The following is a 12,582-nucleotide window of genomic DNA, read 5'->3' as shown; positions in this document are numbered from 1 at the left end:
GCAAGTTCAAACCCCCACTCCGATGCATACCCAAGCGCGCACGTCATCCTGCATATGGACGATAACCGCCGGCGAGATGGTTTGTCGGATGCTGATGTGAATTTGCGCATCGCGGCGGGGTGCTAATGAGTGAGTTGGCTCTACACCCGCGGCATGATCTGCAATTCCAGCAGCGCCAGCCGCTGCATGACGGCCGGATCGCGCTCGCCGGTCTTCGCTGTCCGCAGCACCGACTCCGCGAGAAGGGTGACGTGGGTCGAGCTGACCGGCTCCGGCAACGATGCAATCGCGCCGTCCAGCGCCTGCGTCATCAGCGAGATCACGTCGGGGGAAAAAGCAGCGTCCGAAAAATCCTTCATGGCAAGCTTCCGCAGCAAAGGGCTTGGGCTGATCATCGATGACGCGGTACGCTGCGATGCCCGACAAGGGTTACGATCAGTAACGCGCCGCCGCCCAGCCGGGTTCCCGCGCATCGATGTCCTTCGGATCTACAGAAATCGCCGATCTCCCATGCGAAAACTGCCCGTCGAGCCAATCTGCCGCAGCCTTGGCCGCTTGTGCCGTCGGGCAAATCAGGCGGATGTTTCAGCCCATCCCGCCTCACTCGGAGGGGCGTTTGCGCGCGATCGTCACGACACGCGAGGCGGGGATGCGGTGGCCTGTCGGCTCGCAGCGCGTCGGTTGCGCGCGGACGAACGAGTTCGGCAGGACGATGAAGTCGCAGCGTCCCGGCGCCCCGATGCTGGCGTCAAGTTCGCGGTCGATGCCTTCGTGCATCTCGCGGGCGATGGTGGCTAAAAGCCCGGACACCAGGGAGACTGCGTATAAATCGTCAACCCATCGCGCAGGGAAGGCCGGGTCGTCCGGCTGACCCGTGGTACCTGCCGCCTGCATTCTTTCTCGCAGGCGGGCCACGGACCTCAGCCGAGGTCCGGCCTTCCCTGCGCCCTCTGAGTGGAGAGGGTGACCTAATTGGATAGCTCGGGCGCTCACAGTGTCGCGGGAGCGCGGAGACGCGTCTGATGATGAGTTGTATGTCGCTCCGGTCTCAGTCGTCATCGCCCGCGCAGGCGGGCGATCCAGTACGCCGCGGCCCATCGGCTCAATCATGACCGCTGGTGATTACTGGATCGCCCGGTCAAGCCGGGCGACGACCCCGAGGGGGAAGCTACCCCTTGATGAACGCCAGCAGGTCCGCGTTGATCACGTCGGCATGCGTCGTGGCCATGCCGTGCGGGAAGCCCGGATAGGTCTTCAACGTCCCATGCTTCAGCAGCTTGATGCCGATGCGCGCGGAATCGTCGATCGGCACGATCTGGTCATCCTCGCCATGCATGAGCAGTACCGGCACGTCGATCGCCTTCAGGTCCTCGGTGAAGTCGGTCTCCGAGAACGCCTTGATGCAATCGTAATGCGCTTTGGCGCCGCCCATCATGCCCTGGCGCCACCAATTGCGGATCACACCTTCGGAGATCTTGGCGCCGTCGCGGTTGAAGCCGTAGAACGGGCCGGTCGGGATATCGAGGAAGAACTGCGCGCGGTTGGCGGTGAGCGCCGTGCGGAAGCCGTCGAACACCTCGATCGGCAGGCCGCCGGGGTTGTTAGCTGTCTTCAGCATGATCGGCGGCACCGCGCCGAGCAGGGCGGCCTTTGCGACGCGGCCCTTGCCGTGCTTGGCGACGTAGCGCGCGACCTCGCCGCCGCCGGTGGAGTGGCCGACGTGAACCGCATCTCTCAGGTCCAGCTTCGCAGCAAGCGCGGCGACGTCGGCCGCGTAGGTGTCCATCTCGTTGCCATTCTCGGTCTGGCTCGAGCGGCCGTGGCCGCGGCGGTCATGCGCGATGACGCGAAACCCCTTGGCGAGGAAGAACAGCATCTGCGCGTCCCAATCGTCCGACGACAGCGGCCAGCCATGATGAAAGACGATGGGCTGTCCCGAGCCCCAGTCCTTGTAGAAGATCTGCGTGCCGTCCGATGTCGTCACGAATCCTGAGCTCATGGGTCTGCCTTTCTGATGGGGCGCAATCGTGTGTCGCTCCGCGCTGTCGCCTTGCGAGGATGCGAACGTCACCTTAGCGAGTGCTGGTGACGCTCTCAGTAATACTGATGGATGTGCGACATTGTTGCGTCCGGTGGACGTGCGCGATCGCTGCTCATTTGATGAGCTGATCAGACTGCGGGGTGCGCGGCGAGATCGTTCGCTTCTTCGACGGCCGCCCGGTTCCGCGGCACATCGCCGTGAATCGCCGGGCGGAACCGGGCGAGCCCATCGTTGCGCCGCGGCCCGCGATCGCATAAAGCCTGTTCCCAAATCGTTCACGTCAGCCCCTGATTTGGGCTAACCCACTGAAAGCTCTACGCGAATGGGAAAATCACTGATTCCGCCGGAGCCTGCGGAGATTCACGAGGTCGCGCTGCGCGACGCGCTGGAGGAGCGCTATCTCGCCTATGCGCTGTCGACCATCATGCACCGGGCGCTGCCGGATGCCCGCGACGGCCTCAAGCCCGTGCACCGGCGCATCCTCTACGGCATGCGGCTCTTGCGGCTCGATCCCGGCACCGCGTTCAAGAAGTCGGCGAAGATCGTCGGCGACGTGATGGGCTCGTTCCATCCGCATGGCGACCAGGCGATCTACGACGCGATGGTGCGCCTCGCGCAGGACTTCTCGTCGCGCTATCCGCTGGTCGACGGCCAGGGCAATTTCGGCAACATCGACGGCGATAACCCGGCCGCCTACCGCTACACGGAAGCGCGCATGACCGATGTCGCGCGCCTCCTGCTCGAGGGCATCGACGAGGACGGCGTCGAGTTCCGGCCGAACTATGACGGCCAGTCGAAGGAGCCGGTGGTGCTGCCCGGCGGCTTCCCGAACCTGCTCGCCAACGGCGCGCAGGGCATCGCGGTTGGCATGGCGACCTCGATCCCGCCGCACAACGCTGCCGAACTGTGCGACGCCGCACTGCATCTGATCGAAAAGCCCGACGCCAAGTCGCGCGCGCTACTGCGCTGGGTGAAGGGTCCGGACTTCCCGACCGGCGGCACCGTGATCGACTCCAAGGAGTCGATCATCGAGGCCTACACCACCGGCCGCGGCTCGTTCCGCGTCCGCGCCAAGTGGAAGCAGGAAGAGGGTAATCGCGGCACCTGGGTGGTCGTGATCACCGAGATTCCGTTTCTCGTGCAGAAGTCGCGGCTGGTCGAGAAGATCGCCGAGCTCTTGAACGAGAAGAAGCTGCCGCTGGTCGGCGACGTCCGCGACGAATCCGCCGAGGACGTGCGGCTCGTGATCGAGCCGAAGTCGAAGAACGTCGATCCCGCCCTGATGATGGAGTCGCTGTTCCGGCTGACGGATCTCGAGAGCAAGATTCCGCTGAACCTCAACGTGCTGATCAAGGGCAAGATTCCCAAGGTGGTCGGCCTCGCCGAGTGCCTGCGCGAATGGCTCGATCATCTGCGCGACGTGCTGCTGCGCCGCTCGAACTACCGCAAGAAGCAGATCGAGAACCGGCTCGAGATTCTCGGCGGCTATCTGATCGCCTATCTCAACATCGACGAGGTGATCCGGATCATCCGCACCGAGGACGAGCCGAAGCCGGTCCTGATGAAGACCTTCAAGCTCACCGAGGTGCAGGCTGAGGCCATCCTCAACATGCGCCTGCGCTCTCTGCGCAAGCTCGAGGAAATGGAGATCCGCACCGAGGACAAGAACCTGCGCGGCGAGCTCAAGGGCATCAACGAGCTGCTCGGCTCCGAGCCGTTGCAGTGGGCCAAGGTCGGCGAGCAGGTCAAGACCGTGCGCGACATGTTCGGGCCGAAGACCCCGCTCGGCAAGCGTCGCACCAATTTCGCCGACGCGCCGGAGCACGATCTCGCCGCCATCGAGGAGGCCTTCATCGAGCGCGAGCCGGTCACGGTGGTCGTCTCCGAGAAGGGCTGGGTGCGGACGCTGAAGGGGCACGTCGCCGATCTGTCGAACCTGCAGTTCAAGACCGACGACCAGCTCGGCCAATCGTTCTTTGCCGAGAACACCTCGAAGGTGCTGCTGTTCGCGACCAACGGCAAGTTCTACTCGCTCGATGTCGGCAAGCTGCCCGGCGGCCGCGGCCATGGCGAGCCGATCCGCATGTTCATCGATCTCGACCAGGACGCCTCGATCGTGTCGATGTTCGTCACCAAGGGCGAGCGCAAGTTCCTGGTGGCGGCCTCCGACGGCCAGGGCTTCGTGGTCAAGGAAGAGGATTGCGTCAGCAACACCCGCAAGGGCAAGCAGGTGCTGAACGTGACGGCCCCCGCCGAGGCGCGCGCGATCTGCACGGTCACCGGCGATCAGGTCGCGGTCATCGGCACCAACCACAAGATGGTGGTGTTCGGCCTCGACCAGGTGCCGGAGATGGCGCGGGGCCGCGGCGTCCGCCTGCAGAAATACACCAGCGCCCAGCTCTCCGACGTCACCACGTTCGAGCAGAAGCAGGGCTTGGCCTGGAAGGATTCCGCCGGCCGCGACCAGGGCCTGAGCTGGAAGGAGCTCGCCGACTACCGCGGCAACCGCGCCGACGCCGGCCGTATCGCGCAGGGCCTGCCAAAGTCGAACAAGTTCAACCGGCCGATCGAGTGAGGCGGGCAGAGTGACGATCGAACACCTCTTCGGTCTGCCACTCACCGCGACGACAGAAAAGGTCGTCGTCCCGGGCAAGCCCCGCGCGCATAGCGCGTGGGGCGCCGACCCGGGACCCATAGCCACAGGATGTAGGAATGGGCGGGCTGGAACGACGCGCATGCCAATTAATTGCCGCCGGTGGCTATGGGTCCCGGCGTTCGCCGGGACGACATCGAGGCTGGTCTTGAGCAGCGGGTGTTAGGTCGCATGGCGCAGTCGCATTCCGATCACGACGACCACGACCATGATCATTCCCGCGATCACGCCCACGCGCATTCTCATTCCCACTCCCACGCCGGCCACAGCCACGCGCCCACGAGCTTCGGCGCGGCCTTCGCGATCGGCGTTGCGCTGAACACGGCCTTTGTCATCGCCGAGCTGATCTTCGGCTATGCCGCGAACTCGCTGGCGCTGATCTCCGACGCGATCCACAATCTCTCCGACGTGATGTCGCTGCTGCTGGCCTGGGGCGCGCTGTGGCTGTCCGGGCGGCGGCCGACCGACCGCCACACCTACGGCTATCGCCGCGCGTCCATCCTTGCCGCGCTGATCAATGCCGGCCTGCTGCTGCTCGTGGTCGGCGGCATCGCGGTCGAAGCGTTCGACCGGCTGCGCAATCCCGGCGATGTCGCCGGCGTCACCGTGCTGTGGGTCGCGGCGCTCGGCATCGCCATCAATGGCGCCACCGCGATGCTGTTCATGCGCGGCCGCGACACCGACCTCAACATCCGCGGCGCCTATCTGCACATGGCGGCGGATGCCGCCGTGTCGTTCGGCGTCGTCGTTGCCGCGCTGGTGACGATCTGGACCGGCTGGCTGTGGGTCGATCCGGTCGTCAGCCTCGTTATCGCGCTCGTCGTGCTGCTCAGCGGCTGGGATCTCGCCCGCGACAGCGTCAACCTCGCGCTCGATGCGGTGCCGCGCGACATCGCGCTGCCGCAGGTGCGCGACTATCTCGCCTCGCTCGAGGGCGTCAGCGAGGTGCACGACCTCCACATCTGGGCGATGAGTACCAACGAGACCGCGCTGACCGCACATCTGGTGCGGCCGGGCGGCACCGACGACGCCTTCCTGCATCGCGTCTGCGCCGAGCTGTCCCAGCGCTTCAACATCCAGCATCCGACCTTGCAGATCGAGGCCGACGGCAAGCCGTGCAAGCTGGCGCCCGCCGACGTGGTGTGAGCCGATGCCTCAGCTCCAACCCGCCAGCCTGATCAGCACGCCGGCGGCGCAGGACGCTCCGAGCACGGTCAGCATGCCCAGCCTGAAGCGGAGGATGGCGAGCGCCGCGGCCAGCGACAGCACCAGCGCGGCGCCGTCGACGCTTGAAAGCCTGGGCGCGTCGAAGTCGAGTCCGAAGCCGCTGATCGGGATGGTCTGGCGAAACAGCGTATGCAGCGCGAACCAGATCGACAGATTGAGGATCACGCCGACCACCGCCGCGGTGATCGCGCCGAGCGCGCCCGCGAGTCCCTTGTTGCCGCGCAGCCGCTCGATATACGGCGCGCCGACGAAGATCCACAGGAAGCACGGCGCGAACGTCACCCAGGTGGCGAGCAGCCCGCCCAGCGTGCCGGCGATCAGTGGCGACAGCGAACCGGGATCGCGCGCGGCGGCGACGAAGCCGACGAATTGCAGCACCATGATCAGCGGGCCTGGCGTGGTCTCGGCCATGCCGAGCCCGTCCAGCATCTCCGGCGGGGTGAGCCAATGATAGTGCTCGACCGCCTGCTGCCCGACATAGGCGAGCACCGCATAGGCGCCGCCGAACGTCACCATCGCCATCTTGCTGAAGAACAGCGCGATCTGGCTGAACGTGCTGCCGCTGCCCGTCGCCGCAACGATCGTGGCCACCGGCACCAGCCACAGCGCGAGCCAGATCAGCGCGGTGAGCAGCGTGCGCTGCTTGTCCGGCCTGGCGTGCGCGGGCAGATTCTCGCCGAGTGCACTGTCGCCATCGCCATTGGTGTTGGAGCCATGACCCGCTGCGGCGAATTCGGGCCGGCCGGCGCGGGTGCCGAGATAGCCGATCAAGCCGGCGGCGATGATGATGACCGGGAACGGCACCGCAAAGAAGAAGATCGCGACGAACGCCGCCGCCGCGAGCCCGATCATGACATTGTTGCGCAAGGCGCGGCTGCCGACCCGCACCACCGCCTGGATGACGATCGCGAGCACCGCGGCCTTCAGGCCGAAGAACAGCGCCTCGACGAACCAGACATGGCCGAACGCGACGTAGATCCAGCTCAGCGCCATGATCGCGAGGATGCCGGGCAGGATGAACAGGCCGCCCGCCATCAGGCCGCCCGCCGTCCGGTGCATCAGCCAGCCGATATAGGTCGCGAGCTGCTGTGCCTCGGGTCCAGGCAGCAGCATGCAGTAGTTCAGCGCATGCAGGAACCGGCTCTCCGACACCCAGCGTTTCTCGTCGACGATGATCCGGTGCATCACCGCGATCTGTCCGGCCGGGCCGCCGAACGACAGCAACGCCACCCGCAACCAAACCTTGAAGGCCTCGGCAAAGCTGACGCCGTGGCCGGCATCAGCTTCAGTGGGGGCAGTCGATGAGACCAGCTCGGTCATGGCTTCACCTTGTTGGTCGGCCAGTTGTGCGATTCGCTCGTAGCGTCGCGGCACCAGCGATAGAACGCATCATACAGGCCAAGGCCAGCGTCGAGTTGAGAAAGATCGTCATCGTACATGCGCGACAGACCGAGCGACGCCGCGAGCAGGCCCGGCGCCTCCTGGCTGAGATCGAGCCGAGCAGTATCGGCCGCGCGGACGATGACAGCAAGGCGCTGCAGCGCAGGGGTCGTCAGCCCGAATTCTTCGACCATCACGTCGAAGGTGCAGAGCTCACCACGATGACTCCAGAAGGTGTTCTCGACGTCGAACGGCGCGGCCTGGAAGCGTTCGGCAACCGCCATGACCTCGGATGGCGCGACATACAGGAACACGGCCTGCGGGTCGACGAAGCGGCGGATCAGCCAGGGGCAGGCAATGCGGTCGATCTTCGGCCGGGCGCGGGTCACCCAGACGGTTCGCCCATCGGCATCGCGCGGCGGCAGTCTGTCTGCGGGAACGAGCGGAAAGCCCGCGGCATTCCAGGCCTCGAAGCCACCCTCGAGATTTTCAGCCGTGGCCTTGGCGACGCGCAGCCAGGCCGCGGCGCCGTGCGAGAGCTTGGCGCCCCGCTGGCAGATGACGACCACGGAGCGGCCGGCGAATTCCGTGCTCCACTGCGGAGCCTCCAGCGCGGGGCGCTGAATCGCCCCGGGGACGAGCCGCGGATCTGCGGCGAAATCCTCGACGGTGCGAACATCGATCAGAAGCGGCGCCTGCGGTGTTCCGATCAGACGGATGAGCTTGTCGGGAGAAATCGATGCGAAGGATGACATGATGCGTCCTCGTGCCAGAATGACGGGACGCGATACTTGGGCATGTCGCCTCGTGGGGAGATCGCGAAGTCCCCATGCAGAACATTACAGCGGAACCCGGGCGCCCTGTCAATCATGGTGCACGGGAGTTGCATTGCGCTGTGCTAACATGGATGGCGCGCCTCATAGGACGCGCTTCTTTTGAAGTCGGGGACTGATTTTGACAAGTGTAACGATCTTTCACAATCCTGCCTGCGGCACGTCGCGCAACACGCTGGCGATGATCCGCGCCTCGGGCGAGGAGCCGGATGTGATCGAATATCTAAAGACGCCGCCGAGCCGCGAGCAGCTGATTGCCCTGATCAATGCGATGGGCGTGAGGGTGCGAGACGTGCTGCGTGAAAAGGGGACGCCCTATGCCGACCTCGGGCTCGCCGACCCCAAATGGACCGATGACCAGCTGATCGAGGCGATGCTCGTCTATCCGATCCTCATCAACCGGCCGATCGTGGTGACGGGCAAGGGCGCGCGGCTGTGCCGTCCGTCAGAGCTTGTGCTCGACCTGCTCGATCGTCCGGTCTCCTCCTTCACCAAGGAGGATGGCGAGGTGGTGAGCTGGACTGCGAAGTGATGTTTGTCAAAACCAGCGTTGACGAGTTGGATGCATGGACCTATCAGCCCGCCGCGATCTGATCAGCTGGCTTGTTTCCCAAAGCCTGACCGGCGTGCCGGAAAACGAAATTCTACGCGGTTTCTGCGAGCGTTGCCGTTCAGCGGGGCTCGAACTGTCGCGCAGCCTCGCGATCATCGACACGTTGCATCCGATCTTCGAGGGACGCGGTTTCCGCTGGAACGATTATGATACCAACGAGGCCGACACCTTCGAATATGGCTCGAGCAACGAGGGCGAGGCGGCCCAGAACTGGCGGCGCTCGGTCTTCCATCACATGCTAGAGACTGGCGACGACGAGTTCCGCATCGACCTGTTGAACGCGGCGCATCTGGATTTTCCGGTCATCGAGGAGCTGTCCGCACAGGGGCATCGGCACTACCTCGCCTTCGTGCACCGCTTCGGCGAGGCCGGCACGCTCGGCCAGATGGATTGCTTCTATTCGAACTGGCTGACGCGATCCGACGGCGGCTTCACGGAAGCGCAGATCGAAGCATTGCGGGACCTTGTTCCGCTGCTGGCGCTGACTGTCAAATCGGCGCAGCAGGTCGACATCGTGCGCACGCTCGGCCGCGTCTATCTCGGCCGCGACGCCTCGGAGCAGGTGCTGCGGGGCCGGATCTCCCGCGGCGTCACCGAGCGCATCAACGCGGTGCTGTGGTTCTCCGACCTGCGCAGCTCCACCGCGATCTCAGAGAACATCTCGCCGGATGAAATCATCCCGCTGCTGAACGACTATGCGGAGGCGTCGATCGATGCGATCTACGAGGCCGGCGGTGACGTGCTGAAGCTGATCGGCGACGGCGTGCTGGCGATCTTCACCGGCGGCGACATGAGCGCGGCCCGGCAGGCGGCGCTGCGCGCCGAGCACCGCTTCCGCCTCAACATCGCAAAGCTCAATGCGCGGCGGAGCGGTGAAGGCCGGCCGGTCACGTCGGCCTATGTCGGCCTGCATCTCGGCGAGGTGTTCTACGGCAATATCGGCAGCGACGACCGGCTCGACTTCACCGTGGTGGGACCGGCAGTGAACGAGGTCAGCCGTATCGCCTCGATGTGCCGCTCGGTGGATCGCGAACTGCTGGCCTCCTCGGAGTTCTGCGCGGGCCTCGACGACGAGGGGCGGCGCTACATGGTGTCGACCGGTCGCTACGCGCTGCGCGGCATCGGTCGGGCGCAGGACCTCTACACGCTCGACCCGGAGATCGCAGCCAATCCCGCCGCGACGCGCGCCTATGAAAGCTATCTGGCCGACGAGATGTCGCATCCTTGACCCACGTCAATGCCCCCAGGAGCCTTGTTAGCCCAGCATCGTCCGCCGGGGAGACGCTCATGTACACGCATATCTTGCTACCAACGGACGGATCCGATCTGTCCAGGGCCGCGATCAGGCACGGCGTCGCGCTGGCCAGGGCGACGGGCGCCAAGGTCACGGCGCTGGTGGTGTCGACGCCTCTGCATTCCCTCGTCGTCGATCCGCACGCTGCCACCAAGGCGCTCGCACAATACAAGTCGCTGGTGGCCGATCAGACCGCGAAATATCTGGATCACGTGAAGGAGGATGCAGAGCAGGCGGGCGTTGCCTGCGCCACGCTCTGCGTCGAGCACGACAAGCCCTATGAGGCGATCGTCGAGACGGCGCGCAATCATGGGTGTGACCTGGTGCTGATGGCCTCGCACGGGCTGCGCGGCGTCTCCGCTCTTCTCGGCAGCGAGACCCTGAAGGTGCTGACGCATTCGACCGTGCCGATCCTGGTCTATCGCTAGGCCGGCTGCGGCTCCGGCTGGCGCGCGATCGCAACCGCGGGCGAGGTGAGGATGATCAGGGCCTGCAGGCCGAAAATTCCCGCGGCGAGATAGAGACAGGCGTCGGCGCCGTAGCGGCCCCCGACGATGGCGCCGAGCAGCGAGCCCGCCGGGCGGGCACCGTAGCTCAGGATGTTGATGGCCGAGACGCGGCCGAGCAGTCCCGCCGGTGTCACCGACTGGCGCAAGGTGGTGGTCGAAATCACCCACAGGATGGGTCCCGCGCCGAGCATGAAGAAGCTCAGTGCGGCAAGAAGAGGAGAAGGGAAGAAGGTGGTAAGCGCCATCATCAGCGCGGCAGCAAAGCCGGTGACAGGACCGAGCCCGATCACGGTGCCGAACGGCAGGCGTCGCAGCATGCGTGTTGCCAGGAGCGCGCCGCAGACCATGCCGACGCCGAACATCGACAGCACCGTGCCGACGCCGCCCGCCGACAGGCCGAGCCGGTGCACCGCATAGGGCACGAACACCGCGAGCAGCAGGAAGTGCGCCGTGTTGAAGATGAACTGTGTCACGAACACCGGCCGCAGCAGCGAATGGTTCAAGACGAACGCGGCGCCCTCGCGGATGTCGGCGAACGGATGGCGGCGCGGCGCCGGGGGGCGGACCGGCTCGGTGATGCCGGCGAGGCACAGGGTGGCGATCAGCGACAGCGCGGCGGCGACGCCGAAGGCGGGCGCGACGCCGATCCATCCGACCAGCATGCCGCCGACCGCGGGCCCGGCCGCGAAGGCAACGGTGCGAGCCAGCTCGATCCGCGCATTGGCCGCGGCCAGTTGCGCGGGGGAAACCAGGCTCGGCACCAGAGCGGGCGCGGCGACGCTGAACACGACGGTGCCACACACCGCCGCAAATCCAAGGGTGGCGAGCAGCGGCAAAGTGAGGACACCGGCCGCGAAGGCCATGAGGATCGCGAGCAGCGCCAGCGCGCGCAGCGCTTCGGCGGCAGCCATCAGCAGCCGTCGCGGCATGCGGTCGGCGAGCAGGCCGGCCGGGATGGCGAACAGCACGAACGGTGCAGTCAGTGCGGTTTGCAGGATTCCGGTCTCGCCCTCGCCGACCCCGAGCGCCAGCACGGCGACGATCGGCGCGGCGGCGAGTGCGATCTGCTCGGCAGATTGTGCTGTGAGGTTGGACCAGGCGAGACGATGAAATTTGGCGGGCAGGGCAGAGGACGGCGGCATGTCGGGGGACCTGAGGTGATGATGCGGCCATCATCAGCGCGGCGGGCCCTCGCGCCCACCCGCTTTCCGATCAGAGCCGTCGCCGTCCGCTCAGCCCGCTGTCGGCGCTTCCGCGAGTCCCCATTGCTCGGGCAAGGTACGGAACGCCAGATGCGTGCCGGCATTCAGCGGCGCGGTCTTGAAGCCGAACTTGTGCCAAGCCAGCGCCAGCGCATGCTTGGTGTAGATCGAGATGTGGCCGTTGCGCGGGCCGATGTACCACCAGGACATGCCTTGAGTGTCGAAGTCGTCCGGCTGGGTCAATGTCGAGTAGAACACCGCACCCGGCTCGGCCACGCAGGCCGCCATCGCGCCGATCGCGGCCAGCGGATCGGGCACATGCTCGAGCGTCTCGAAGCAGGTCACCAGATCGTATCGGCCTTCGGGGCGGGTCGCATGCTCCGGCACCATCGGATCGTAGGTGACGGCTTCGGCGAAACCATGGGCGCGCAGGCTGGTGCAGAACACGTCGTTGCCGCCGCCGAAGTCGAGCACACGCATGCCAGCTTTATGCGGCGCCCAGAAGCGCGCCACGGCCGCCGCATTGTCGGTGGGCCGCTTGATCCGATAGTCTGGATCCACGGCTTCATAGCCGTCGTTGTAGATGTGGGTCTTGAACTGCTCGATGCTCCAGTCGTCAAAGGCGTCCGTGAACAGGAAGCCGCAATCGGCGCAGCGGCGGTAATAGATCGGTACGCCGGTCAGCGAGACCCGATGCGCCTGCGCGGTCTGGCAGGGGCGATTCATGTCGACGACGCCATAGAGGTCGGCAGGACCGTCACAGATCTTGCAGGGCACGGATGCGTTCGAAACGGGCCGGAGACCGAGTTGAGGTGCGAGCATGTTGGATC

12 protein-coding genes are annotated in these 12,582 nt (G+C 65.8%); 5 read left to right on the top strand and 7 right to left on the bottom strand.

Annotated elements, in window-relative coordinates; genetic code table 11:
* Positions 1 to 140: 140 nt before the first annotated feature.
* From BRADO_RS20745 to BRADO_RS20735, 3 genes are all read right to left on the bottom strand, one after another.
* Complete coding sequence (locus tag BRADO_RS20745; RefSeq protein ID WP_011927307.1) at positions 141 to 359, bottom strand: hypothetical protein; 219 nt, start codon at positions 357 to 359, stop codon at positions 141 to 143.
* A gap of 241 nt (positions 360 to 600) precedes the next feature.
* Complete coding sequence (locus BRADO_RS20740) at positions 601 to 894, bottom strand: hypothetical protein (protein WP_244422855.1); 294 nt, start codon at positions 892 to 894, stop codon at positions 601 to 603.
* A gap of 274 nt (positions 895 to 1,168) precedes the next feature.
* Complete coding sequence (locus BRADO_RS20735) at positions 1,169 to 1,999, bottom strand: alpha/beta fold hydrolase (protein WP_011927306.1); 831 nt, start codon at positions 1,997 to 1,999, stop codon at positions 1,169 to 1,171.
* A gap of 364 nt (positions 2,000 to 2,363) precedes the next feature.
* On the opposite strand from BRADO_RS20735, the gene parC reads away from it, so the two are divergent.
* Both parC and BRADO_RS20725 read left to right on the top strand, forming a co-directional pair.
* The gene (gene parC / locus BRADO_RS20730; protein ID WP_011927305.1) at positions 2,364 to 4,616 is read left to right on the top strand and encodes a DNA topoisomerase IV subunit A; all 2,253 of its coding nucleotides are present in this window, start codon (positions 2,364 to 2,366) and stop codon (positions 4,614 to 4,616) included.
* 249 nt (positions 4,617 to 4,865) lie between these two features.
* Positions 4,866 to 5,840 (top strand): cation diffusion facilitator family transporter, encoded by a 975-nt coding sequence (locus BRADO_RS20725; RefSeq protein ID WP_011927304.1) that lies wholly within the window; start codon positions 4,866 to 4,868, stop codon positions 5,838 to 5,840.
* 9 nt (positions 5,841 to 5,849) lie between these two features.
* On the opposite strand, the gene chrA is transcribed toward BRADO_RS20725, so the two are convergent.
* Both chrA and BRADO_RS20715 read right to left on the bottom strand, forming a co-directional pair.
* Positions 5,850 to 7,241 (bottom strand): chromate efflux transporter, encoded by a 1,392-nt coding sequence (gene chrA, locus BRADO_RS20720; protein ID WP_011927303.1) that lies wholly within the window; start codon positions 7,239 to 7,241, stop codon positions 5,850 to 5,852.
* Positions 7,238 to 8,056 carry a sulfurtransferase/chromate resistance protein gene (locus tag BRADO_RS20715; RefSeq protein WP_011927302.1) on the bottom strand — a complete coding sequence of 273 codons (819 nt, stop codon included), beginning with the start codon at positions 8,054 to 8,056 and terminating at the stop codon, positions 7,238 to 7,240. The genes chrA and BRADO_RS20715 overlap by 4 nt, the downstream gene beginning before the upstream one ends.
* Positions 8,057 to 8,255: 199 nt before the next feature.
* On the opposite strand from BRADO_RS20715, the gene arsC reads away from it, so the two are divergent.
* The 3 genes from arsC to BRADO_RS20700 are packed head-to-tail and all read left to right on the top strand — an operon-like array spanning position 8,256 to position 10,469.
* The gene (gene arsC, locus BRADO_RS20710; RefSeq protein WP_011927301.1) at positions 8,256 to 8,666 is read left to right on the top strand and encodes an arsenate reductase (glutaredoxin); all 411 of its coding nucleotides are present in this window, start codon (positions 8,256 to 8,258) and stop codon (positions 8,664 to 8,666) included.
* A 34-nt stretch (positions 8,667 to 8,700) separates the two neighbouring features.
* Positions 8,701 to 9,975, top strand: coding sequence for an adenylate/guanylate cyclase domain-containing protein (locus BRADO_RS20705; protein ID WP_011927300.1), 1,275 nt, complete (start codon positions 8,701 to 8,703; stop codon positions 9,973 to 9,975).
* 59 nt (positions 9,976 to 10,034) lie between these two features.
* Positions 10,035 to 10,469, top strand: coding sequence for a universal stress protein (locus tag BRADO_RS20700; protein WP_011927299.1), 435 nt, complete (start codon positions 10,035 to 10,037; stop codon positions 10,467 to 10,469).
* On the opposite strand, the gene BRADO_RS20695 is transcribed toward BRADO_RS20700, so the two are convergent.
* Both BRADO_RS20695 and BRADO_RS20690 read right to left on the bottom strand, forming a co-directional pair.
* On the bottom strand, positions 10,466 to 11,692 hold the full coding sequence (locus BRADO_RS20695; RefSeq protein ID WP_011927298.1) for an MFS transporter: 1,227 nt from the start codon (positions 11,690 to 11,692) through the stop codon (positions 10,466 to 10,468). The genes BRADO_RS20700 and BRADO_RS20695 overlap by 4 nt on opposite strands.
* Before the next feature lie 90 nt (positions 11,693 to 11,782).
* Entirely contained in the window at positions 11,783 to 12,574 is a 792-nt protein-coding gene (locus tag BRADO_RS20690) for a class I SAM-dependent methyltransferase (protein WP_011927297.1), read from the bottom strand.
* Positions 12,575 to 12,582: the final 8 nt, after the last annotated feature.

Source organism: Bradyrhizobium sp. ORS 278, from assembly GCF_000026145.1.
Lineage (GTDB): Bacteria > Pseudomonadota > Alphaproteobacteria > Rhizobiales > Xanthobacteraceae > Bradyrhizobium.
This window is presented reverse-complemented; position numbering and strand designations above follow the sequence as displayed.

Excerpts from the sequence above, each read along its gene's own strand:
- BRADO_RS20745 (WP_011927307.1), bottom strand. The coding sequence starts at position 359 with ATGAAGGATTTTTCGGACGCTGCTTTTTCCCCCGACGTGATCTCGCTG.
- BRADO_RS20740 (WP_244422855.1), bottom strand. The coding sequence starts at position 894 with ATGCAGGCGGCAGGTACCACGGGTCAGCCGGACGACCCGGCCTTCCCT.
- BRADO_RS20735 (WP_011927306.1), bottom strand. The coding sequence starts at position 1,999 with ATGAGCTCAGGATTCGTGACGACATCGGACGGCACGCAGATCTTCTAC.
- parC (WP_011927305.1), top strand. The coding sequence starts at position 2,364 with ATGGGAAAATCACTGATTCCGCCGGAGCCTGCGGAGATTCACGAGGTC.
- BRADO_RS20725 (WP_011927304.1), top strand. The coding sequence starts at position 4,866 with ATGGCGCAGTCGCATTCCGATCACGACGACCACGACCATGATCATTCC.
- chrA (WP_011927303.1), bottom strand. The coding sequence starts at position 7,241 with ATGACCGAGCTGGTCTCATCGACTGCCCCCACTGAAGCTGATGCCGGC.
- BRADO_RS20715 (WP_011927302.1), bottom strand. The coding sequence starts at position 8,056 with ATGTCATCCTTCGCATCGATTTCTCCCGACAAGCTCATCCGTCTGATC.
- BRADO_RS20705 (WP_011927300.1), top strand. The coding sequence starts at position 8,701 with ATGGACCTATCAGCCCGCCGCGATCTGATCAGCTGGCTTGTTTCCCAA.
- BRADO_RS20700 (WP_011927299.1), top strand. The coding sequence starts at position 10,035 with ATGTACACGCATATCTTGCTACCAACGGACGGATCCGATCTGTCCAGG.
- BRADO_RS20695 (WP_011927298.1), bottom strand. The coding sequence starts at position 11,692 with ATGCCGCCGTCCTCTGCCCTGCCCGCCAAATTTCATCGTCTCGCCTGG.
- BRADO_RS20690 (WP_011927297.1), bottom strand. The coding sequence starts at position 12,574 with ATGCTCGCACCTCAACTCGGTCTCCGGCCCGTTTCGAACGCATCCGTG.